This window comes from Mycobacterium ostraviense, assembly GCF_002705925.1.
GTDB classification, from domain to species: domain Bacteria; phylum Actinomycetota; class Actinomycetes; order Mycobacteriales; family Mycobacteriaceae; genus Mycobacterium; species Mycobacterium ostraviense.
On the sequence record NZ_NKRE01000001.1, the window covers coordinates 369,069 to 392,825 of the forward strand.

The following is a 23,757-nucleotide window of genomic DNA, read 5'->3' on the forward strand; positions in this document are numbered from 1 at the left end:
CGTCGGCGGCCCACGGCGGCATACGGTTGGGCGCATATATAGTCGTCAACCGGGTGGCGCTAGCGGCGAGCCGAGCAAAGCGCCCGCATACCGCTTTTTGCGGACATCCGGCGACACCCTTAAGCCGTCGACCTGCTCTTTCGGCCTTATTCGACAGATTTTTTTGTACGTACGCACAGTTTTCACACATTGGTGAAGCTGAGGGGCTACGCTGCTTTTCACCTGACTAGTTGGGTCGGGTGCGATCAGGGGGATCATGGCGCGGCGCGCGATGCGCCGGCATCGACATCCCGGATCGACATTCGACGAAGTCTCCTTAAGACAGGGGGAAGAAGAGGTGACGGCGGTGAACGAACCAGGTGTGACCCCGGTGGCTGTGATCGGGATGGCATGTCGGCTTCCCGGCGGAATCGACTCTCCGACAACGCTGTGGGAGGCGTTGTTACGGGGAGACGACACGGTCACCGAGGTTCCCGCCGACCGCTGGGACGCCGACGAGTACTACGACCCCGAGCCGGGCGTGCCCGGCCGGACCGTCTGCAAATGGGGTTCCTTCCTGGACAACGTCGGGGACTTCGATCCCGAGTTCTTCGGGATCACCGAAAAAGAAGCGACGGCGATCGACCCGCAACACCGCTTGCTTCTGGAAACCGCCTGGGAGGCCATGGAACACGCCGGTCTGACACCGGAAAAGATGGCCGAGTCGCTGACCGGCGTCTTCGTCGGCCTCAATCACGGCGACTATCAGTTCGTGCACATTGACGCGGAGGCCTTCGACGGGCCTTACGGCAACACCGGGACCAATTCCTGCTTCGCGTCCGGGCGGATTTCCTACGCTCTACGGCTGCACGGGCCCGCAGTCACGGTGGACACCGCGTGCTCGTCCAGCTTGTACGCAACCCACCTGGCCTGCCGCAGCCTCTGCGACGGCGAAAGCGATCTGGCCTTCGCGGCAGGCGTCTACGTGATGATGGAACCGCGCAGGTTCGCCTCGGCGTCGGCGCAGAATATGTTGTCGCCCACCGGACATTGCCACGCATTCGACGCCGCGGCGGACGGGTTCGTCTCCGGCGAGGGCTCGGTGGTGCTGTTGCTCAAGCGGTTGCCGGACGCACTGCGCGACGGCGATCGGGTCCTAGCCGTGGTGCGCGGAACGGCCGCCAATCAGGACGGCCACACGGTGAGCATCGCGACGCCGTCGGTGCAAGCCCAATCCATGGTGTATCGCGCGGCGCTGGCCGCGGCCGGAGTGGACCCGCACAGCGTCGGGTTGGTCGAGGCGCACGGCACCGGTACCCCGGTGGGTGACCCCATCGAATACGAGAGTCTGGCCGAGGTGTACGGCATCGACCGGCCCTGCGCGCTGACATCGGCAAAGCCCAATTTCGGACACACCCAAGCGGCCGCCGGGGCACTCGGGCTGATGAAGGCAATTCTCGCCCTGCAGCACGGGGTGATTCCGCGGAACCTGCACTTCACCAGCCTGCCGGACGATATGGCCCGAATCGGCACCAAACTCTTTGTGCCGCAGGAGATCACACCGTGGCCAACGAACGGTGAGCAGGTACGACGGGCGGCGGTGTCGTCGTACGGAATATCCGGGACGAACGTGCACGCCATCGTCGAGCAGGCACCCGAAGTCACCGCTCAGGACGACGTGCCGACCACCCCGGCTCAAGGCGAGCTGATCTTCCCGCTGTCGGCGACGTCAGCCGACGCATTGCGGCAGACCGCCGGACGGCTCGCGGACTGGGTCGATGCGCTGGCCCCGGAATGGTCGGCGTCGGATCTGGCCTACACCCTGGCCCGTCGGCGCAGTCATCGACCCGTCCGGACGTCCGTGCTGGCCCGCAGCGCGGCGGAACTGTCCGCGGCCTTGCGCGAGATTGCCGACGACGAGACCCCCTACCAAGCCGCCGTCGGGCAGGACGACCGAGGCCCGGTATGGGTGTTCTCCGGCCAAGGCTCGCAGTGGGCGGCGATGGGCGCCGACCTGCTCGCCAACGAACCGGTATTTGCCGCGACCATCGCGGAGCTGGAGCCGTTGATCGCGCAGGAGTCCGGATTCTCGGTGACCGAAGCGATGACCGCACCGGACACCGTGACCGGGATCGACCGTGTGCAGCCGACCCTGTTCGCCATGCAGGTGGCGCTGGCCGCCACCATGAAGTCCTACGGGGTTCGCCCCGGCGCGGTCATCGGGCACTCCCTCGGAGAATCGGCGGCGGCCGTCGCGGCGGGCGCGCTGTCACTGCAAGACGGGGCGAAGGTCATCTGCCGCCGTTCCCGGCTGATGACCCGCATCTCCGGTTCCGGAGCCATGGCATCGGTGGAACTGCCTGCCCAGCAAGTGCTTTCGGAACTGATGGCCCGCGGCGTCAACGACGTCGTGGTCGCGGTCGTGGCTTCGCCGCAGTCCACGGTGATCGGCGGCGCCACCGAGGCCGTTCGCGAGCTCGTCGCGGCATGGGAGCAGCGCGAGGTGATGGCCCGTGAGGTGGCCGTCGACGTCGCATCGCACTCCCCGCAGGTCGACCCGATCCTCGACGACCTGTACGAGATCCTGGCCGACCTCGAGCCGCTGACACCGGAGGTCCCCTACTATTCCGCGACGCTGTTCGACCCGCGCGAGGAGCCGTACTGCGATGCCAACTACTGGGTCGACAACCTGCGCCACACGGTGCGCTTCGGCGCGGCGGTGCAGGCGGCGCTCGAGGACGGCTACCGGGTCTTCACCGAGCTGGCGCCGCACCCCCTGCTGATCCGTGCCGTCGAAAAGACGGCCGAGAGCCTCGACATACCGGTTGCTGCATTGGCCGGCATGCGGCGCGAGCAGCCGCTGCCACACGGGCTGCGCCCCCTGCTGGCGGATCTGCACAGCGCGGGCGCCGCGGTGGACTTCTCCGTTTTCTATCCGGCCGGGCGGCTGGTGGAAGCGCCGCTGCCGATGTGGACGCACCGATCTTTGTTGTTGAACCGCGCCGGTCACGACCACCAGGGACAAGGCGGCTCGTCGGTGGTCGTGCACCCGCTGCTGGGCGCGCATGTGCGGCTGCCCGAGGAGCCGGAGCGGCACGTGTGGCAGACCGACGTCGGCACCGAGGCGCTGGCCTGGTTGGCTGATCACCAAATCCACAGTGCCCCTGCACTTCCGGGGGCTGCATATTGTGAGATGGCGCTGGCGGCTGCCCGCACCATCCTCGGCGAGGCGTCCGAAGTCCGCGACATGCGCTTCGAGCAGATGCTGCTGCTGGACGAGGAAACCCCGTTGTCGGTGGTCGGATCGGTGAAATCGCCCGGTGTCGTCGACTTCGTGGTGGAGACCTTCCAGGAGGGCGGGTCCATTCGGCGCGGCGCGGCGGTGCTGCACGTCGCCGAAGACGAGGACCAGCCGCCCGCCTACGACGTCCCCGGCTTGGTGGCCGGCCACCTGCGCACCGAGGAGGGGTCCGAACTACGGGAACGGTTCGACGAGCACGGTGTGCAATATGGTCCGGCCTTCACCGGACTGGGCGCGGCGCACATTGCGGACGGGGCCGTCAGCACGGTGCTGGCCGAGGTCTCGCTGCCCGGCGCGATGCGATCCCAGCAGCGGGCTTATGCGATCCACCCCGCCCTGTTGGATGCCTGTTTCCAGGCCGTCGGCGCTCACCCCGACGTCCAGGTCGCGGGCAACGGCGGTCTGATGCTGCCATTGGGTGTAGGCCGGATCCGTGCCTACGCCTCCACTCGCAATGCCCACTACTGCTATGCGCGGGTGACAAACGTCGACGCCGCCGGGGTCGACGCGGACCTCGACGTGCTCGACGAGCACGGGACCGTCCTGGTGGCCGTGCGTGGGTTACGGCTCGGCACAGGGGTTTCCGAGCAAGGCAACCGGGATCGCGTACTCGGCGAGCGGCTGCTGACCATCGAATGGCAACAACGTGAGCTGCCCGAGCTGGACCTCGCCGACGCCGGAACGTGGCTGCTGATCAGCACCACCGACGTCGCGGACCTCTTGGCGACCGAGTTGACCGACACGTTGAAGTCGCACGGCGCACAGTGCGCAACGGTGAGCTGGCCGGAACACACCGACCACGTCGCCAGCGCCGAACGGCTGCGAAACCAGCTCAATGCCGGCGGTTTTCACAATGTGGTCATCCTGACCGTGCCGGACAACGGCGGCCGCGACGAGAAGAGCGCAGTCCGCGGCGTCGAGTGGGTCCGGCACCTGGTGCGCATCACGCGCGAGCTACCGGAAATCATGGGCGAGGCACCTCGCTTGTATGTGGTAACCCGTAACGCGCAGACCGTGCTGGCCGGAGACAGCCCCAACCTCGAGCAGGCCGGGCTGCGAGGCCTGTTGCGGGTAATCGGTGCCGAGCATCCACACCTGCACACCACCCACATCGATATCGACGAGCACACCCAGACCGAGCACATCGCGCGCCAACTGCTGTCCGGCTCGGAAGAAGACGAGACGGCCTGGCGCAACGACGAGTGGCACACCGCACGTTTATCGCCCGCGCCGTTGCGTCCCGAAGAGCGCAAGACGACTGTGGTGAACCACGAATCCGCCGGCATGCGCCTGCAGATCCGTACCCCGGGCGATCTGCAGACCATGGAATTCGTCGCCTTCGACCGGGTTACGCCGGGGCGCGGCGAGATTGAAGTCGCCGTCACCGCGTCCAGCATCAACTTCGCCGATGTGCTGGTCACATTCGGTCGCTACAACTCTCCGGACGGTCGGATGCCGGAGCTGGGTACCGATTTCGCGGGCGTGGTCACTGCCGTCGGGCCCGACGTCACGACGCACCAGGTCGGTGATCACGTCGGCGGCATGTCACCCCACGGCTGCTGGGCGACGTTTGTCACCTGCGACGCGAACCTGGCGACACCGATCCCGCAGGGCCTGACCGACGCCCAGGCAGCGGCCGTGACCACCGCGCACGCCACCGCCTGGTACGGGCTGCACGACCTGGCCCGGATCAAAGCCGGTGACAAGGTGCTCATCCACTCCGGAACCGGCGGCGTCGGCCAGGCCGCGATGGCGATCGCCCGCGCGGCGGGAGCCGAGATCTACGCGACCGCGGGCAGTCCGAAACGCCGGCAATTGTTGCGCGACATGGGGATTGACCACGTCTACGACTCGCGCAGCATCGACTTCGCCGAGCAGATCCGCCGCGACACCGACGGCTACGGCGTCGACATCGTGCTCAACTCACTGACCGGCGCGGCGCAGCGAGCCGGGCTGGAATTGCTTTCGTGGGGTGGGCGTTTCGTCGAGATCGGCAAGCGTGACATCTACGGCGACACCAAGATGGGCCTCTTCCCGTTCCGGCGCAACCTGTCCTTCTACGGCGTCGATCTGGGGATGATGTCGCTCACTCATCCGCAGTACATCCGCGAGCTGTTGAGCACGGTGTACCGGCTGACCGCCGACGGCACGCTGCCGATGCCGGAGAGCACCCATTACCCGTTGGCTGATGCTGCCACCGCGATCCGGGTGATGGGTGCCGCCGACCACACCGGCAAGCTCATCCTCGATATCCCGCGTGCCGGGAGCAGGAGCGTGGTGTTGCCGCCGCAGCAGGTGCCCGTCTTCCGCGGCGACGGCTCCTACATCATCACCGGTGGCCTGGGTGGCCTGGGGCTCTTCCTGGCCGAGAAGATGGCCACCGCCGGCGCCGGGCGAATCGTACTTAGCTCCCGGTCCGCCCCCAGCCAAAAGGCTTTGGAGACAATCGAACTCATCCGTTCGATCGGATCCGATGTCGTGGTGGAGTGCGCCGATATCGCCCAGGCCGGCACCGCGGAGCGGCTGGTGGCCAACGCCACGGCCACCGGACTGCCGTTACGCGGTGTGCTCCACGCGGCTGCCGTGGTCGAGGACGCCACCCTGACCAACATCAGCGACGAGTTGCTCGACCGGGACTGGGCGCCCAAGGTGTACGGCGCCTGGCATCTGCACCAGGCCACCGTCGGTCAGCCGCTGGACTGGTTCTGCTCGTTCTCGTCGGCGGCGGCGATGCTGGGCTCGCCGGGCCAGGGCGCCTATGCCGCGGCCAACAGCTGGTTGGATGCCTTCACCCATTGGCGACAGTTGCAAGGTCTGCCGGCCACCTCGATCGCCTGGGGTGCCTGGGCCGAGATCGGGCGCGCCATCGCGCTGGCGGAGAGCACCGACGCCGCGATCGCTCCGGAGGAAGGCGCCTACGCGTTCGAGGCGATGCTCCGCCACGACCGCGCCTACACCGGCTACTCCCCGACCGTCGGAGTGCCGTGGCTGGCCGCTTTCGCGGAGCGGAGCAAGTTCGCCGAGGCGTTCAAGGCATCGGAGCAAGGACGTTCGGGTTCAAGCAAATTCCGCAACGAGCTGGCTTCGGTGCCGGTGGACGAATGGCCGGGCCTGCTGCGGCGTCTGGTCTCCGAGCAGGTCAGCCTGATCCTGCGGCGCACCATCGATCCGGACCGTCAACTCTCCGAGTACGGACTGGACTCGCTGGGCAACCTGGAGCTGCGCACCCGTGTCCAGTCCGAAACGGGGATACGGATCAGCTCCACCGACATCACCACGGTGCGGGGTTTGGCCGACCACCTGTTTACTCAGTTGGCCCCGGAAGAAGCCACCACGTCCTCCTGATGGCCGCTGGGAACGGTTGCCGCTCAGCGCGGCTCGCGGTGCGAGACGGATAAGCTATGCGTATCCTGCCGGAACCGGCAAGCGTCAGGCACTATTACGGCCACAAGCGGCCGGAGATGTTGCGGTTTATCCCGGGCAATGCGCGGCGCGTGCTCGAACTTGGCTGCGGCGCAGGTGTGTTCAGCGCCGCGGTCAAGAAAAGCCGGGGGGAGGACATTGGCATCTTCGACCGCACCCACTTGCGCTTCTTCACACGCAGCAGCATCGTGCGGATGTTCGAGGACGCGGGCTATTCCATGCAGCGGATCAAGGGCATCAACCCGTTCTTGGGGCCTTTTGGGGCGTTGTTCATCGTGTTGAGCGGCGGGCACTTCGCCGACGGGGTCTTTCTGCAGTACGCCTGTGTGGCGTCGCCGGCTGCGTGATGGCCAGCTTGCGCGAGCGCGTAGGTCACAGCGGCCTCGATAGCGCCGGCAGCAGCATTGACAACGCCAGCTGGTACCTCGGCGGCGCCGCATTGCCCCATCAATAGTGCCCGCGTCGGGCATGTCGTTGGCCCGTGAGGGATAGGGCCGGGCCCACTGCGGATGGTGGAGTTGAGGGTAACCGTCCTGGGTTTATCATCCCCGTCACCGATGCCGTGGTGGTACGCGCTCTAAGTTCGCCCGATATTTGAGGTCCCATCCTGAGACTCGGCGGGACCGCGCCGAAACGAAAAGTGCCGGTGGCCAAAGTAGCTCAGCACCGTAAGGGTCGCAATAATTAATGCCTGAGCTGGGATGCGGTTCATGCCCAGCTTGACCAGGAGGGGCAAGGCGAGAAGATTGATGGCCCCTGCGGTCAGATAGACACTCCAGAACCGCATTAGGTCGCGCAGCACATGGCCGCGAACGCGGAATACGAACCGCCTATGCATTACGAAGGCAGACAGCAGGGCCAGCACGTGCGTGAGGACGACCGTCACCATCGACCCCAAGACTTTGCCATATCGGTGGTCGATGAACTGGCCCACAATCACTGAGCAGGCGATGAAAATTGCGAAGCCAATCACCGTGTTGATGCCCCCGACCACAAGAAATGCCACGCGCTGGTCCCGGAAGAGTCGAATTAGCGGCCCCGGCGGCGCGGATTCGGGTGGCAGATCGAACTCAGTCATTGGAGGCTTTCGAATGTGGCGATCTGCTCGCGGGTCAGCTCCAGCGCGTCAGCACCCGAATACACGCGCCGCTCCCAGTCGATCGTCCATGCGACCGCGTCGCGAAATCCCAACCGATTCCGCCAGCCCAGTTCTGCTTGCGCCTTGGCGGCGTCGAGTGCAAGCAGGTTTGCTTCGTGTGGATGGTTCCCCCTATCCAGTTCCCAATGCGCGCCGCAGCCCCACAGTTCGGCCGCCAACGTCGCAACCTGGCCTACCTCGATATAGCTGTCATGGCCCGGACCAAAGTTCCATTGCCCCAGACCAGAGCCGGCCAGCAGCGCGTCGCCGAGGGTCAGGTACCCATTGAGGCAATCAAGTACGTGTTGCCACGGCCGCACCGCGCGCGGGAACCTCAGCTGGGGAGCCTTACCATTCGCATAGGCGTTCACCAGGTCCGGAAGCAGCCGATCACGACTGATGTCGCCGCCACCGATGACATTGCCGGCACGGGCAATGGCCGTGGGGCAACCGCCGAAACTGCGAATCCAGGACTGTGCCAGCAGATCGGCCATCGCTTTGGATGCGGCATACGGGTCGTCTCCCCCTAGGGGATCGGTTTCGACATAGCCGGCTTCTTGGTTGACGTTGCGGTAGACCTTGTCAGTCGTGATCACGACGTGCGCACGCACCGATTGGGTGGCCCCGACGGCCTCCAGAACGTTGAGCGTGCCAAAGACGTTGGTCTCGTAGGTGTAGCGCGGGTTGCGATACGACTCACGCACTAACGACTGGGCGGCCATGTGCAGCACAACGTCGGGGGCAACCGCTTGAATCGCTGCCGTGGTAGCCGTGGCGTCGCGGATGTCTACCCGCAGATCGGAGACAAGGTGGTCGGCGAGCCCCGCCCGCTGGAACAAGCTGCCCTGCTGCGGGTCGAGCGCCAGACCGGAAACCTGATGGCCTCGGCTGAGCAGAAGCAACGCCAGCCAAGCTCCCTTGAACCCGGTATGGCCAGTGACCAAGTAGTGCACGGCTATCGCGCGGCTTCGGCCATGTACTCGCCGATCGAGTCTGCCACGAAGTCGAGCATCGGAATGGTCAGCCCCGGGTAGGTGCCCACCCAAAATGTACGGTTCATCACGATATCGGTGTTGGTCAGGTCTCCCACGATCCGGAAGTCAACGTTGCGGTAGGCCGGCTGCTTGATGAGATTGCCGGCGAACAGCTGACGAAAGCCGATTTTGCGCTGGTCGAGGAACCGCATGAACTTGCTGCGTTCCACGGGGTGCGCGGGGTCGAGTGTGATCGGGAAACCGAACCACGACGGCTCCGATTTTGGTGTGGCGACTGGCAGGATTAGCCCATCGACTCGGGACAACCGCGCGGTCAGGTGGTCGAAGTTGTCCTTACGCGCCTGAACGAATCCGTCGAGCTTAGCCAACTGTGAAAGTCCAAGTGCGGCCTGCATGTCGGTGGCTTTCAAGTTGTATCCGATGTGGCTGTAGATGTACTTGTGGTCATAGCCCTTGGGCAGGCCGCCGAGTTGCCACTCAAAACGCTTTTGGCACGTGTTGTCGTTCCCCGGAGCGCAATAGCAGTCCCGCCCCCAGTCGCGGAAGGACTCGACCTGTTTACGGATTAGTGCCGACTTGACGAACACCGCACCGCCCTCGCCGGTCGTAATGTGGTGCGCGGGATAGAAACTCACGGTTGCGGTGTCGCCAAAACTCCCAGTGCGTTTGCCGTCATAGGTAGAGCCCAAGGCGTCGCACGAGTCCTCGACCAACCACAGTCCATGCTCGTCGCACAATTCCTGCACCGTGTCCAAGTCGAACGGATTGCCCAGGGTGTGCGCCATCATGATCGCCCGCGTCTTGGGCCCGACAGCTTCCCGCAGCCTCTCCGGGATAGCGTCGTACGTGCCCAGCTCGATGTCGACGACGACGGGCCGCAGTCCGTTCTGGATGATCGGATTGACGGTGGTGGGAAACCCGCATGCCACAGTCAGCACCTCGTCACCGGGCTCCAGCGGACGTTTTCCAAGTCTCTTTTTAGACCTGCCCAGCCTTGGACTAGTCAGGGCACTGAGGCCGCACAGGTTGGCGCTCGAGCCACTGTTGACGAAGACCGCACCGCGGGCACCCACATAACGGGACAGGGCGCGCTCGAACAACGGATGGAACCGGCCCGCAGTCAACCAACCGTCGAGGGACGCGTCGACCAGTGCGGCGAAGTCTTCCGGGTCAAGGACCTTGCCCGAGACGGGAACCGGCGTTGTGCCCGGGACAAACTCGGATGTCGCCAGCTTCCGCTTGGCATAGCCTCGAACCGCCGCAAGTATGTCCTCACGATCCGCCTCGAGCCCGTCTTCCTCGGAACCATCTGCATCGAACGTTGAAATCAGATCTCCTACTGACGTGTGAATCCAGATATTGCGGCCGAAAACCCCACGGGCGTGCCACTGCATTGATAGTGTGTCACCTACGCGACGCCGCGTCAGCAAAACCGCGCGGGGGGACGATAGATTGAGATTGGAAGACTCGTCGTGAAAGCCGTTCTGCTGGCGGGTGGTCTTGGCACGCGCATGCGTGAGGAGACCGAATTCCGCCCCAAGCCGATGGTCGAGGTGGGTGGTCGGCCGGTGCTGTGGCACATCATGAAAATTCTTGGTCACTACGGCATTTCCGAGTTTGTGGTGTGCACGGGCTACAAGAGCGAGCACATCAAGAACTACTTCACGAACTACGGGATCTCCAATCTGGACTTCACGGTGACCCTGGGTGACCAGTCGAACATTCGCTACCATGGCTCCCACGACGAATGCAATTGGCAGGTCACCGTCGCAGACACCGGTTTGAGCACGATGACCGGGGGCCGCATCAAACGCATTCAGAAGTACATAGGCTGCGAGACCTTCCTATGCACCTACGGCGACGGCATCGCCGACGTCGACATCCATGCCCTGCTGAAGTTCCACCGCTCGCATGGCAAACTCGCAACGATTACGGCCACCCAGCCGACTAGCCGATTTGGGGTCCTCGACCTAGAGGAGGACGGCGCAGTCGCCACATTCCGAGAGAAGCCACAGACTGACGACTGGGTCAACATCGGCTACTTCCTGTTCGAGCCCGCAGTGTTCGACTACATCGACGGCGACGACTCGGTCCTCGAGGACAAGCCGCTGTTTCGGCTCGCCCAAGAACACCAGATCGCCGCCTACCCGCACCACGGTTTCTGGCAACCAATGGATACCTACCGGGAAGCGCAACTGCTTAACAACCTTTGGAGCAACGGCAACCCACCATGGAAGGTGTGGCGGTGAAGAAAAAGATCGCATGCATCGTTCCTGCCTACAACGAAAGCGAATGTGTCTACGAGCTAGCAAGGCGGCTGGCCCTGATGTTCGATAGCGAGGCCGCTTATGACTTTGAGGCAATAATCGTAGAAAACGGGTCGACCGACGACACGATGGACAAACTGCTCACAATCAGCGCAGCGGACCCGCGGTTCAAGATCGTCCAATTAGCCCGCAACTTCGGGATGGACGGCGGGCTAACGGCCGGTCTCAATGTGGTTGACGCTGACGCCGTCGTTCTCATGACTGCTGACCTGCAGGATCCGCCCGAGTTCATCCCGGAGATGATCCGCAAATGGGAGGAGGGCTACGAGAACGTTTACGGACTGGTCACTGAACGACGAGGCACCGGCCCGATCCGCGCGATGAACTCCCGGCTGTTCTACTGGCTGGCGGGGAAAGTCACCGACGAGCGTATCACCAAGAACGCCAGCGACTTTCGCTTGGTTGACCGAAAAGTTTACGAAGTGGTTCGCTCGATGGACGAGCGCAACAGGTTCGTTCGGGGCCTGTTCTCCTGGGTAGGTTTCAAGTCGGTCGGGCTACCCATGGTGCGCCCGCCACGCTTCGCGGGCGAGTCCAAGGCATACAGCTTCGGCGTCATTAACCTGGCTTTCAAGGGCATCTTTGCGCACTCCTACATGCCGCTACGACTTATCACCATGACCGGTTTTCTCTTGAGCTTCATCGCGGCCGTCGCCGTCTTCGTGTTCGCAGTGCGCATCGTCTTCTACGGCGAACTTCCCTTCCATGGGTACGGTTCGCTCATCTGTGTCATGCTGATCGGCTTCGGGGTAGTCACGCTATTTCTCGGGGTCGTCGGCGAATACCTCGGGCTCATCTACGAGGAAGTCAAACAGCGGCCGAACTTCGTCATTACCAGAAAAGTCGGTATGGGACCGCTCCGATCCGGCTTAGAAGATGCGGAGGAGGGATGGAATGCCGTCCAAGCGCAGGCCCGCGAAATGACGAAATTCTCGGACAGGATGACGCCCGTCCCCCACCAACCGAGAGGTCGTTTGTAGTGCTGCAGGAAGCGAAAGCCCCGAAGGATGTTGCTCCATCACGCATTCCGGACTGGCTCTTCATCTTCGAAATGGCCAACAACCACATGGGCGACGTGGAACATGGCTTGCGCCTGATCAGTGAATTCGCTTCGCTCACAGGAGATTTCGACTTCAAGTTCGCCTTCAAGATGCAGTATCGCGCGCTCGACACGTTCATCCATCCCGACTACCACGGGCGCGACGACATCAAATACATCAAGCGGTTTGAGGAAACTCGCTTGCGCCCCGAGGAGTCGCGCAAGCTGGTGGATGCGATCCGCGACAACGGTTTCATTCCGGTCTGTACGCCCTTTGACGATGAATCGGTCGACAGAGTGGTGGCAGATGGCTTTGACATCCTCAAAATCGCGAGCTGCTCGCTCACCGACTGGCCGCTACTGGAGAAGGCGGTGGGCAGCACCCTGCCGATGATTGTCTCGACTGCAGGAGCAACTCTCGAAGAGATCGACAACGTCGTTGCGTTCCTCAAACACCGCGACAAAGATTTCGTGCTGATGCATTGCGTGGCTGAATATCCGACCAGCAACGACAAACTCCAGCTCAACCAGATCGACTTCCTGCGTCAACGCTATGAGGAGATCCGTATCGGGTACTCGACCCACGAATTCCCTACCGAGACGCTGCCAGTAGCGGTCGCTATTGGCAAGGGCTGCACCGTGTTCGAAAAACATGTCGGACTAGTCACCGACAAATACGGCATCAATGGCTATTCCGCCAGTCCCGAGCAGGCTCGGGCGTGGCTTGAGGCGGCACGCACAGCACGTACCATAAACGGCAAATCCGGTGAACGCACCACAGCGACACCCGACGAGCGGGCGAGTCTCTTGTCGCTGCGCCGAGGCGTCTTCGCCAATCGCGACATCGAGGCCGGCGAGAAGATCGGCAGTGGCGAGGTCTTCATGGCGATCCCCACCCAGGAAGACCATGTCACCGCCAACGACTGGTCAAAATACACTCATTTCTACGCCACGACTGAAATCAAGAAGAACGAACCGATTCTGACTTCGAACAGCCGGCGCGAGGAAGTGCGCGAGAAGGTGTTCTCCATCGTGCAAAGTGTGAAGTCGCTGCTGGAACGCGCCAACGTGGTGATTCCCGGCCGGGCTGATCTCGAAATCTCACACCATTACGGCATCGATAAGTTTGACGAATTTGGGATCACCATGATCACCGTGGTGAACCGCGAATATTGCAAGAAGCTTATTGTCGTACTGCCCGGACAAAAACATCCCGAGCAGTATCACAATCGCAAAGAAGAGACTTTTCACGTTCTCTACGGCGACCTCGACGTCGTGCTCGACGGAGAGGCGCGCCAATGCGGACCCGGCGACGTCATCACAATCGAACGCACGGTACGCCATGCTTTCAATAGCAAGAACGGCGCGATCTTCGAGGAGATCTCCTCGACCCATTACAAAGATGATTCGTTCTATATCGATCCGAAGATCGGCGAGAACATGGAGCGTAAGACTTTTCTCACGCATTGGATGTGATGAGAACAGCGACTGTCGCGCCCGATAAGACGAACCCCGGCATGTCCCAGACCATGCGACTCGCGGATTATCTGTTTGCGCGCTTGCGAGACGAGGGCGTCGACGCAGTTTTTCTCGTCCCAGGCGGCGGGGCGATGTATCTCGTCGACGCCCTCGGACAGAACCGAGAACTCCGTTATGTGCCCACCCATCACGAACAGGCGGCGGCGATTGCCGCTGAAGCCTACTCGCGCATCAATGGCCACCTCGGCTGCGCGCTCGTCACAACCGGCCCCGGCGCGACCAACGCAATCACCGGGGTCGCGGGCGCGTGGATCGAATCGGTACCGCTTCTTGTCATTTCTGGCCAAGTCAAGCGTGCTGACCTTATGGGCAACAGCGGCGTGCGACAAAAAGGTCCGCAGGAAGTCGACATCGTCTCGATGGTGAAGCCAATCACAAAATATGCGGTGACGGTGCCGGATCCATCGGAGATTCGCTACCACTTCGAGAAGGCGGTGCATCTGGCCACTACTGGTCGGCGCGGGCCGGTCTGGCTGGACATTCCCCTCGACGTTCAAGCCGCGCAGATCAACCCTTCCGCGCTCAAGGGCTATGTTCCTTCGACAACCGGCTCCAAGAACCTCACCGCCGACGCGACCGCGGTCCTCGACCTCGTCAACGCGGCCGAACGGCCGATCATTCTCGCGGGGCACGGCATTCGCCTCGCCGAGGCGGCGGAGGATTTCGGCACCCTGTATGAGACGCTTGGGATTCCAGTCGTCACTACGTGGAACGCGACCGACCTCATTCCCTCGAACCACCGCCTTTCGGTGGGAAAGCCCGGCACAGTCGCGCTGCGCCCACCAAATTTCGCCATCCAGAACAGCGACCTCGTTTTGTCCATCGGCGCTCGGCTCGACAATGTCGTGACTGCCTACAACCCGGCGAAGTTCGGCCGTCATGCGCCCAAGGTCATCGTTGACGTCGATCCCGCCGAACTAGGCAAATTCCCCGACGACATGAATATCGCGCGCACAGTCTGTGCCGACGCGCGGGACTTCATCCGCGCGATGCTGGAACAGAAGCCACGGATGATTGCCAAGGATCGCTCATCCTGGCTCGACCATTGCAACGATTGGAAGGCGCGGTATCCGATTAACGACGGTGCGCCGTTCCCGAAGTCGGGCGTCATCAGCCATTACCACCTCACCAAGGTGCTCGCCGACGAGATCCCTGAAAACACACTTATCGTCACGGGCAGCTCGGGGCTAGCGATCGAGATCTTCCACACCGGCTTCGCGAACAAGCCGGGGCAGCGGATCTTTCTCACTTCTGGCCTCGGCGCAATGGGCTACGGCTTGCCGGCGATGGTCGGGGCGGGTTTAGCCTCAGACGCTAAATCCTTTGTGGGCATCGAGGGCGACGGCAGCCTCATGATGAATGTCCAAGAGCTGCAGACCATCCGCATGCTCGACCTACCGCTCAAGCTCTTCCTTTTTAACAATGGCGGCTATGCCTCGATCCGCAACACGCAGCGCAACTATTTCGAGGGTCACTATGTCGGGACCGGACCAGAAGGACGCCTTGGCCTGCCCGATTTCGTGGCGCTTGCAAAGGCTAACGGCATCGAGTCGATGCGCATCCAGGACGTAGGTGAACTCGCTCTGGTTGTGCGCGAAGCACTTTCGCAGCGTGGACCACTTATCGTGGACGTGCAGGTCCAGCACGACGAGGCACTTTGGCCAAAATCTGCCGCGCTGCCCCAGCCTGACGGATCGATTCGCTCGATGCCGCTAGAGGACATGTCGCCGCTACTGCCGCGGGCAGAGTTCGGCGCCAACATGCTAGTGCCGCTGGATCCAGCGTCGAAAAACTTGCCCGAACGACTCATCGAACAGTCCAAAAATGGTGCCAAACCCTAGCCCGAACTCGACCGGTGCGATCCTGTTCGATCTCGATGGCACGCTCGTCGACAGCGCCCCAACGATGACGCGGGGCCTCAATGAGATGGCGCGTCGCCGCGGTGCCCCACCTGTCGAGATAGCATCGGTGCGCCGATGGGTAAGCCTTGGCGGCGAGGCGATGCTGCGCGGAGCGTTCGGCATGCAGACCGACCCAATCGGTGATCTCGACCAATTCCGCGACATCCTGCGCCGCCAGCGCGCCGACCCTACCGACCTCTACCCTGGCGTGCATGCCATGCTCACGGCTCTAAGAAAACGCGGCTACCGTACCGCGATCTGCACAAATAAGCGCGAAGAAATCGCAGTAGCCTATGTGGCCGGGCTCGGTATCGCCGCTTACTTCGATGTCATCGTCGGCGGGGCCCCTGGCCGCGAGCTCAAGCCAGATCCGTTGCTTGCCCATATGGCACTGAAGCAGCTGGGAGCACAAGCAGACGAAGCAATCTTGGTCGGGGACAGCGAGATCGACGCCGACACCGCGATAGCCGCCGGGCTCCGTTTTGTCCTCGTAACGTTCGGATATCCCCATGGCAACATCGACGCGATTCCAGCAGATGCGCGACTCAACAGCTTCGATGCGCTGCCCTTCCTGGTGAGCTCGATGTCCGCCCACAGATGTACGCGACAGGCAGAGGGAACTCGCGGATGACTTCGCGATGCTGGTTCGGCAGGTGCGCCTTTCGCGACACCTCAAAGCTTTTAGATCTCAAAACCCGGTCAGGCGCTCACCTATCGCGTACCAGTGTTGATATGCGGTCGCACCGAGATGGTGTTCCGGCGGGTGAGTCCGGCTGGCTACCAACGGATTTCGGAGACGAATCCATCATCAGTTTGCCATACTCCGAGTCGAACGGGGGTTCATAGCGGCATGTCTCAGCTGTGCCCAATTTGCGGGAGCCCAGGGACCATCCGGGCGTACGGCCGAATAGCGCCATTTATTCTTCAGCTGCGAGGTGACACGAGGGACGTTCCGCGCGATACCACGCTATGCGGTTGCGACAAATGCGATTTGGTCTACTTCTCCCATCGCTTTGATGACAAGACTCTCGCCGCCATATATTCGGACTACCACAACGACCGATACCTATCGGTCCGACGACACTGGGAACCTTGGTACTCGCGGGATGTTCATAACGCGATGGAACCCGGATCGGAGGCGGTCGCCGAGCGCATCCGGTTTGTGACCAGCATCGTCGAGCCGCATGTCCAAATAGACACCTTGCGAAACATCGTCGACTACGGGGGCGACGAAGGTCAGTTCTTCCCACCGGGTTACTTGGGCCCGAAGTACGTGATCGACGTTTCGGGAAAGAACATGGTCGAGGGCGTCCAGGCTGCCTCATCACTTGCTGAGCTTCCCGAGCGACCGCACCTGGTGACCGCATGTGGCGTTCTCGAACACCTCATCGACCCCGTGGCGACGGTGAAAGAGATCCGAGCCGCGCTCGCTGATGATGGATTGTTTTACGCTGAGGTGCCGCTGGACCGGCCCAAAGTTCGCCAATGGCACTCTCAGGCACGTTATCGCCGTTTCCTTGACTGGGTTTCTGCTACCCGTGGCAGCTGGATTGTCTCGGATTTCGTCTCCGGCGTCGCGCGCAATTTTGGGCGCACGGTGCCGAGGCTGGGGGCTGTCAAGCAGAGCGAGCACATCAACTACTTCTCCACCCAATCTCTGGAGCAGCTGCTCATTGGCGGTGGGTTTCGTGTACTCAGAGCCCAGGCCGACCCGAAGATGAGCTACGGCGGTATGCGTCTGGGCCGACTGGGGGCTCTTGCGGTTCCGGTATGAGTGGTGACAGTTCCAAAAGGACACGGCAATTCGATGACTGGGAGAATCCGCTTTGAGCATCAAGGACACCGTCAGAAACATTATCAACCGGAATGCGCTGACACGAAAATGGTTTGTAGCATTTTGTGCGCGTTTCACCATCCGCCTGTTTACCCTGCAACGGTTTCTCAGCATCACAGATCTGAAGGGAAAATTGCAGATGGCTGCGTGGCGGCGGGTGCTCGCGTCGCTTGAAGGAACTCCGCTCGAAAGGATCGAGATTGCAGCGGGGAAGGCCACTTTTGTCTACCAAGACGACTGTGCTTTCGAGGTGTCTAACTCCGACACATCGCATAGCCATGCATTGTGGCTCAGTGCAGAATACGAAAAGACGGAAACCGCTTTACTCCGCCGGATCGTTAAGCCGGGTTGGACGACGATCGACGCCGGCGCCAACTACGGTTGGCACGCCGTCCATCTTTCGCGGCTCGTAGGACCGGACGGAAAAGTCTTCGCCTTTGAACCGGTGCCCGACACCTTCCAGGAATTGAACGCCAATGTGGCGCTCAATTCATGCCAGAATCTTGAAATGTTTCGCGTGGCCGTCGGAAACAGCGCAGATCCAATCAACATATATGTCCCACAAATCGCGTTGGGCGCCGGGGCCGCATCACAATTCCTGGATTCCGGCCAGAAAATTCAAGTTCCGATGACCACCTTGGACGATTTTGTAAGAGACAATTGCCTGGCCCGGGTCGACTTTATCAAGGCTGACATTGAAGGTGGTGAGTTGGACCTGCTGCGCGGTGGCGAAAACCTGCTGAAGATGTTTCGACCCATCATCTTGATCGAGATCGTCGATATCCATTGCCGGCGTTTTGGTCACGCGCCACAGGAGGTTTACCAATACCTGGTCGAAAGAGGCTACACCGGCCGTTATATCGCAGATCGAGGAGACCTTGTGGACCTTGACCCCCAGCATCTGCCAAACGGAAATTTTCTGTTCGAACCACAAGATTCCTGAAGCTCACGCGGAAGCTGCCATCAACTCCACCAGATTCATTGGAAGCTCTTGAGCGTCCGAAGAAAGCCTTCGTGCGGCTCAGTCCGAGGTGCCCAGCCCAGGCTGCGCAAGCGGGACACATCGGGACAGCCGCGCTGGATCGGGCTCGGCAGGTAAGTATCGGCGGCCTCGGCCGCCTCCCGGCGCACTGCCAGCCCGCGTTCCGGCTCCAGCCCGGCGACTAGATTCGCCAGCTCGAGGACGGTCAGCTCTGCTCGGTCATTACCTACGTTGTAGGCCGTGCCGGGAGCACCTTTGAGCAGGATGGTGAAGCAGCCTTCCACGGTGTCAGCCAGGTAGCAGAACGCTCTGCTCACCCGGCCATCGCTGCGCATCACCAGGTCACGACCTGCCAGGGCGTCACCGACGAAATCGGAAAACACCCGACCGTCGCACAGAGTCATGCCCGGTCCATAGGTATGGAAGATCCTCGCCATGGTGGTGGGCACGCCTTCCTGTGCGGCATAGCAGGCGCACAACGTCTCCCCTGCGCGCTTCCCCTCGGCATAGCAGGACCGCACCTGTGTTGGATCCAAGAACCCGTACGCGTCTTCGTGGGTGGGAATGACCTGGTCATTGCCAAGGCCGTACACCTCGCCAGAACTAAAGAACAGAAACCCGTCGGGTGGCCTAAGCTCCAGCAGTTCGCGAGTAGCGAGCACGTTGGTGGCGAAGGTGCCGACCGGATCCCGGCCGAAAGCTCTGGGGGTACCCGGACTGGCAGCGTGGACGACGAAGTTGACCGGCTGATCCCTGGGCGCCGGGGCACATGCGTCCTGGACCACGAACCCCAGATCGGCTCGCGCATCATGAGCCGGGAACCTCGCCCGGAGGGCTTCGGCGCGCCGGGCCAGTGCCAGCACCCGGACCGGCGCCTGGCCGCGGGTCTCGTTCAGACGCAGGAGGGTCTCAACCATGTAGGCGCCCAGAAAGCCAGCCGCCCCCGTTACCAGCACGGTCCGCCCGGCAAAGCGCTCCCAGGGCAGCGGCGCTTCGAGGATCTGGTCTAGGTCGGCCTCGACGATCGGGTGGCGAGCGACGGCAGTAATGGGGAGCATTCTAACCGCAGTTTGGTCGGGGCTCGCGAGTTCATCAAAGACAGGAGCCGCCTGAAGGTGGAGTGGAAATGGATTTGCACAGCCGCCTTGAGGAACTCCTACCCCAACTGGAAGACGTGTCTCCGGAACCGGACACGTCTCGACACCGAATGGAACGCCCTAAAGCCGTGTCCGGTGGACTGCTCCGCCGGTTGGCCGTCGTAGCGTGCACGATCGACGGCTGTGTAGCGCGGGCTACGTCGTGAAGCCGGTTTGCTTTCATCGCCAGCGCGGTGATCGCCTGACGCGCGCATTCGAGGCCACTTGTCCTCCTAAATCAACGGCCCCGAGTGCGCGGATACCCGAATTCAGCAGGCGGATTTCACTTGTGATCACCTTGCGGTGCGGCGACGAGTCCTGCTTCGTCCAACTCCGATTCAGCAGAGCCATCCGCTCGGGCGTGGAGAGCCGGTCTTCGCGCATACGAGAAGATGATCGCCGCGCACGCGATCATCCATGCAATCGGTGCCAGGGCCGCAGTTGTGTAAACGATCGGCGTGCTACCGACGACCCCAACGACCCCCAGTTGCCCAGCGATCGGCGTCAGCATCGGAGGCCCGGGTAGGGCGATGTGCGCGATGCTCAGCGCCGCTGCAAGACTCACGCAAATGCCGACCGCGCGACGGCCGTCACCGAGGACCGCGAACCGGTCGAAAATCCCAGATCCCGGCTGCCCCTCCGGATCCCGCACCACCAGCGCCGCAACCGGCAACGCGAACACCAGATAGGTTTGGTACACCAGGACGGGGAAAAGTGACGCGGTGACCAGCAACGAAATACCCACCATGACTGGGGAAATACGTCGCCCCAGAGCAAGTACCGAGACAACGACCAATGCAAGTACTAAGTACCCCACGTGCAATCGTGCGCCATCAAGAAAGCCGTTTGACAAATAGCCCCATTGTGGGTGGGAGATCCTATCCGGAATGAATAAGATCCCCTTTCCGAAAGACACGTTATAAGGACCGACAAGCATTGAGAGCGAACCGCCGTAGTTGAGGACGCCATGGATCGACTGCGCGACAGTTCTCGGCAAGTCGCGAGGCCACAGCAGATAAGCGGCCAGATTGGAAACAACGACCCCCATGACCGCTATGCTGCCCAGCCGCCATTGTCGGGCAGCGAACAACGCGACAGCCAGTAGCGCGAATTGTGGTTTCACCAGCGCTGCCAACACCACCATGATCGCTACCAGCTTCCACCGGCGTCGCTGCAACCCCACCAGAAAGACCAACTCGATCGGTGTCACAAATCCCACCGAATTGCCCCGATCAATCACCGCCCACACCGGAATGGCTGCGACGCTCAACGTAAGAAATACCACCACACGCTCTAGACCGCGAGCGCCCCGGGCCGCCCAGACAGCCGAAGCCAGCAAGGCGATCGTCAAAACGAGCAGATAAGCCAACAAGCCCAGTCGCGGGGCATGCAGCAATCTGCCGAGAAGCCCGAAAAATGTTTGCGGCACCAACCCGGCCGCAGGGTAGTTGCTGCCCCCCAAGCGGTAATTGTCCCAGGGCAGCATTAGCGGGTAGGGCTCCCAAGGATTGGCTCGCAGCCCCACGTCCATCGAAATTCCATAATCGGAGAAGCAGTGCCGGCCGATTCGCGTACCCCAATCGAGCCAGCAGTCCTGGGGTGGGAAAACAAGAGAGCTAAGCACATCGATCGAGTAATACTGCACGAGAACGAAGCTCGTCACCGCTGACAGCGCTGACACCAGCAGAATGGTGCCCAGCAGGAGCGTGCGCTCGGATTGGCGAGTTAATGCCAAGAGCTGCTGCCGGATTGGGGTGACGGCCCGCCGTGCCACCTCAGCAGGTCCACTCACGGACGATTCCCCTCGGTTCGGATTGAGCCTCCGGCAAGAGTGAGGCGCTCAAGCAGGCTACCGGGAGACACTCTAATGTCCGCGTTGGGCCAGCGCCGACGAATACAGATGTTCATGCCCGCTCATGGTGACCCACCAAGCGGCGCAAGGCGTTGGCCGTCGTACCGGATCGACGAAACACCTTTCCTGCCGACAACTACCGCGCCGCGTCCGGCGTCCAACCCCCTGTACGTGGTGCCGTTGCCCGCTACCGAGAAAAAGCTGAACGGCATGCCTGGGCCGCGGCCTACGGTCCAACGCGCATCTCATAAAAGCGCAATCGTGCAGAAACCAAGGGCTCATTGAGATTTACGGTACGGCCGACACCAATGGTGTGAGCCTGGATCTGCAGATTCGTGTCCGCTGCCGAAGCAGGGGTGTTGACGAGAAACGGCTCGGCCGCGTTCGTCGCGATGAGGCGGTAGGTGACCCCATCGACCACGAGCGTGAAGGTGCTCAGTGGAGCGATCTTTCCGTGGAAGTAGCGGTCGCCGAAGGTCTGATCCAGATCGATTCCAACGAGCACCGCCCTATCCGGTGCGCTGGGGGCGGGAATGGGAACCGCATGGTCTTCTCGTAACGAAACCTCCGACAGCTTGGTGAGCGGTCCGCAGTGGGGGGCGGTGTGTCTGAATAGCGCCCAGCGGTTCTCGATGCCGCTCAGCGTGTAATCGCACAGCAGCGCACGCGAATACAGTGGGGATTCTTGCACGCCAAGCCGGCCGTCGATACCGACGGCGGGCAGCGCCGGCGATAGCCGGGACAGCACGAATTCCGGCCCGTTAGCGAGTGATTCGCCGTTGAGGGCGTCGAGCATGGGCGTGAGAGCCTGATATGTCTGGAACACCAGCGTCGGACGCCACGCAAGATCGTAGGCCCACACGGCCGAAATCTCGTGGGGGTCAATGTGGACCGTGCTCGATCCGATGGTCTTGATGAAGTGGTCCGGGATGCCGTATAGCGCGCGCTGGCGTGCTTTGGCCTGTTCGATTTCTTGCTGCACACGACCGGGCGAGGCGAACGTGACCATGCGGTCCACCGCTTGCACCGGTGCCCGCATCGCCAACACACCTCGATCGGAGAGAGCCGGAATCCCCCCAAGGTCGACCACGACAACCAACGCGACCGCCACGGCGGTCACTACCAATGCACGACGGCGAGCCCGGGGCCACGGGGTGATGGCCAGCGCAACAACCATCACACCGACCAGAATCGCGAAGTGCCATGGTTCGAAGCGTCCGAACGCGGCCTTTCCGGCGATGAGGGTCGCGAGGCCGACGAGCACCAGGTAGCGGCGCGGTATGTCGTGGCCTCTCCGGAAGAACACCACGCAGAGCCAACCCATCCAGGCGACGCTCAAGACGATTGACGGCAGGGCCCACTGTGGGAGCGGCGCCGTCGCCATTCCGTCGGTGTAACCCGAGGCAATCGCGGCACTGCCGCGAAGCCACGCCGGAAGATCTCCCGGTCGTTGGCCGGCAAGCACCCAACAGATGAGGGTGGATACGGCGAATGAGGCCACCGTCGCGCAATGCCGGCCGACAGCCTTCCAGCCGAGCAGCACCGACGTGGCCAAGGCGATAACCATGATCGCAAGGCCGGTGTTGAATTTCATCAACAGCTGGAATCCTGCGGCGGCGCCGAGCATGACACACGTCGTGAACACCCTCGACCGCTTGGGATCGCGCTGCAACAAGGGCACGCTCGCCCACACGAACGCCGCCAAAACCCCCAGCTCGGGATACATCATTTCCAGGGCGGAAGAACCTCGCAGAGCCAAACCATGACCGAGGTGCAGGACGGTGAGGATACCGGTCATCACGAACGCGCCGACAAGCGAGGGCAGCGGTGGGTGGCGCAGGCGCAGGGCTGCCGCGATGCCGAGAAACAGTGCGGCGATGATAATTACCTGGCAGATCGTGGCCAGCAGCGACTGCTCAAATGCGTAGTAGGCGCTGGTCCGCAGGAAGCCAAGGGGCCCGTACGTGAACACCAACTCGCGACCCCACGCAATATGGTCGATTCGGGCCAGAGCGAGCCCAGCCTGCCAAGACGGATCGAGCCCGACAGTAGGTTCGATCGATGGCTGTGGCCAGAAGATGACAGCGGCGATGACGGCCACCAGAGCTCGTTGCCACCAGGCGGAGCCCCATGTTGTCGTCGAGAACCACGTTCCCACTCGCCGCGACGCCGTCCGGGCACCCACGCGACCGCGACCATGGCCGCGAACTACCAATGAATCCAAAAGAATTCGCAGTTTTTTTCGCTGGTGACTATCGCCACGGAGTTCGTCGCTTTCTTGCGGGCTGCTCGTCTCCGAGTCGTGCGGCGA

General features: G+C 62.3%; 15 protein-coding genes. 9 read left to right on the top strand and 6 right to left on the bottom strand.

Going from position 1 to position 23,757, the window contains the following annotated elements; all coding sequences use genetic code 11:
• The first annotated feature begins 271 nt into the window (after window positions 1-271).
• Both pks2 and CDN38_RS01520 read left to right on the top strand, forming a co-directional pair.
• Window positions 272-6,625 carry a sulfolipid-1 biosynthesis phthioceranic/hydroxyphthioceranic acid synthase gene (gene pks2, locus CDN38_RS01515; RefSeq protein WP_082277010.1) on the top strand — a complete coding sequence of 2,118 codons (6,354 nt, stop codon included), beginning with the start codon at window positions 272-274 and terminating at the stop codon, window positions 6,623-6,625.
• Between the two features lie 56 nt (window positions 6,626-6,681).
• Window positions 6,682-7,050 carry a hypothetical protein gene (locus tag CDN38_RS01520; protein WP_075509713.1) on the top strand — a complete coding sequence of 123 codons (369 nt, stop codon included), beginning with the start codon at window positions 6,682-6,684 and terminating at the stop codon, window positions 7,048-7,050.
• Between the two features lie 230 nt (window positions 7,051-7,280).
• Here the strand turns inward: CDN38_RS01520 and CDN38_RS01525 are convergent, their stop codons facing one another.
• From CDN38_RS01525 to rfbH, 3 genes are read right to left on the bottom strand one after another with little or no spacing between them, the layout of a single operon-like run.
• The gene (locus CDN38_RS01525) at window positions 7,281-7,781 is read right to left on the bottom strand and encodes a GtrA family protein (RefSeq protein WP_036409440.1); all 501 of its coding nucleotides are present in this window, start codon (window positions 7,779-7,781) and stop codon (window positions 7,281-7,283) included.
• Complete coding sequence (rfbG, locus tag CDN38_RS01530) at window positions 7,778-8,794, bottom strand: CDP-glucose 4,6-dehydratase (RefSeq protein WP_036409442.1); 1,017 nt, start codon at window positions 8,792-8,794, stop codon at window positions 7,778-7,780. The genes CDN38_RS01525 and rfbG overlap by 4 nt, the downstream gene beginning before the upstream one ends.
• Before the next feature lie 2 nt (window positions 8,795-8,796).
• Complete coding sequence (gene rfbH, locus CDN38_RS01535) at window positions 8,797-10,230, bottom strand: lipopolysaccharide biosynthesis protein RfbH (protein ID WP_233027082.1); 1,434 nt, start codon at window positions 10,228-10,230, stop codon at window positions 8,797-8,799.
• A gap of 78 nt (window positions 10,231-10,308) precedes the next feature.
• Between rfbH and rfbF the strand changes: the two genes are divergently transcribed.
• The 7 genes from rfbF to CDN38_RS01570 all read left to right on the top strand — a co-directional run bounded on the left by rfbF (window position 10,309) and on the right by CDN38_RS01570 (window position 18,419).
• Window positions 10,309-11,085 (top strand): glucose-1-phosphate cytidylyltransferase, encoded by a 777-nt coding sequence (rfbF, locus tag CDN38_RS01540; protein ID WP_036414487.1) that lies wholly within the window; start codon window positions 10,309-10,311, stop codon window positions 11,083-11,085.
• Window positions 11,067-12,143, top strand: coding sequence for a glycosyltransferase family 2 protein (locus CDN38_RS01545; RefSeq protein WP_082277003.1), 1,077 nt, complete (start codon window positions 11,067-11,069; stop codon window positions 12,141-12,143). Before rfbF ends, CDN38_RS01545 begins: the two co-directional genes overlap by 19 nt.
• On the top strand, window positions 12,143-13,678 hold the full coding sequence (locus tag CDN38_RS01550; RefSeq protein WP_201258255.1) for an N-acetylneuraminate synthase family protein: 1,536 nt from the start codon (window positions 12,143-12,145) through the stop codon (window positions 13,676-13,678). Before CDN38_RS01545 ends, CDN38_RS01550 begins: the two co-directional genes overlap by 1 nt.
• 41 nt (window positions 13,679-13,719) lie before the next feature.
• Entirely contained in the window at window positions 13,720-15,582 is a 1,863-nt protein-coding gene (locus CDN38_RS01555) for a thiamine pyrophosphate-binding protein (RefSeq protein WP_075509714.1), read from the top strand.
• A complete protein-coding gene (locus CDN38_RS01560; protein WP_036419514.1) occupies window positions 15,566-16,273 on the top strand; it encodes an HAD family hydrolase in 708 nt (235 codons plus the stop codon). The genes CDN38_RS01555 and CDN38_RS01560 overlap by 17 nt, the downstream gene beginning before the upstream one ends.
• A gap of 360 nt (window positions 16,274-16,633) precedes the next feature.
• Window positions 16,634-17,416 carry a class I SAM-dependent methyltransferase gene (locus tag CDN38_RS29180; protein WP_161951594.1) on the top strand — a complete coding sequence of 261 codons (783 nt, stop codon included), beginning with the start codon at window positions 16,634-16,636 and terminating at the stop codon, window positions 17,414-17,416.
• Window positions 17,417-17,468: 52 nt separating this feature from the next.
• Window positions 17,469-18,419 carry an FkbM family methyltransferase gene (locus CDN38_RS01570; protein ID WP_036419510.1) on the top strand — a complete coding sequence of 317 codons (951 nt, stop codon included), beginning with the start codon at window positions 17,469-17,471 and terminating at the stop codon, window positions 18,417-18,419.
• Window positions 18,420-18,454: 35 nt separating this feature from the next.
• Here CDN38_RS01570 and CDN38_RS01575 read toward each other — a convergent pair whose 3' ends face one another.
• From CDN38_RS01575 to CDN38_RS01585, 3 genes are all read right to left on the bottom strand, one after another.
• A complete protein-coding gene (locus tag CDN38_RS01575) occupies window positions 18,455-19,516 on the bottom strand; it encodes an NAD-dependent epimerase/dehydratase family protein (RefSeq protein WP_051508267.1) in 1,062 nt (353 codons plus the stop codon).
• A 361-nt stretch (window positions 19,517-19,877) separates the two neighbouring features.
• A complete protein-coding gene (locus tag CDN38_RS28800) occupies window positions 19,878-21,386 on the bottom strand; it encodes a DUF2029 domain-containing protein (RefSeq protein ID WP_180276274.1) in 1,509 nt (502 codons plus the stop codon).
• A gap of 286 nt (window positions 21,387-21,672) precedes the next feature.
• Window positions 21,673-23,547, bottom strand: a complete 1,875-nt coding sequence (locus CDN38_RS01585) for a hypothetical protein (RefSeq protein WP_233027085.1) — start codon at window positions 23,545-23,547, stop codon at window positions 21,673-21,675.
• Window positions 23,548-23,757: the final 210 nt, after the last annotated feature.

Bases quoted from the DNA above. Each gene is read 5' to 3' on its own strand.
- rfbH (WP_233027082.1), bottom strand. From the start codon at position 10,230: ATGCAGTGGCACGCCCGTGGGGTTTTCGGCCGCAATATCTGGATTCAC.
- pks2 (WP_082277010.1), top strand. From the start codon at position 272: ATGCGCCGGCATCGACATCCCGGATCGACATTCGACGAAGTCTCCTTA.
- CDN38_RS01525 (WP_036409440.1), bottom strand. From the start codon at position 7,781: ATGACTGAGTTCGATCTGCCACCCGAATCCGCGCCGCCGGGGCCGCTA.
- CDN38_RS01575 (WP_051508267.1), bottom strand. From the start codon at position 19,516: ATGCTCCCCATTACTGCCGTCGCTCGCCACCCGATCGTCGAGGCCGAC.
- CDN38_RS01520 (WP_075509713.1), top strand. From the start codon at position 6,682: ATGCGTATCCTGCCGGAACCGGCAAGCGTCAGGCACTATTACGGCCAC.
- CDN38_RS01545 (WP_082277003.1), top strand. From the start codon at position 11,067: ATGGAAGGTGTGGCGGTGAAGAAAAAGATCGCATGCATCGTTCCTGCC.
- CDN38_RS01555 (WP_075509714.1), top strand. From the start codon at position 13,720: ATGTCCCAGACCATGCGACTCGCGGATTATCTGTTTGCGCGCTTGCGA.
- CDN38_RS01560 (WP_036419514.1), top strand. From the start codon at position 15,566: ATGGTGCCAAACCCTAGCCCGAACTCGACCGGTGCGATCCTGTTCGAT.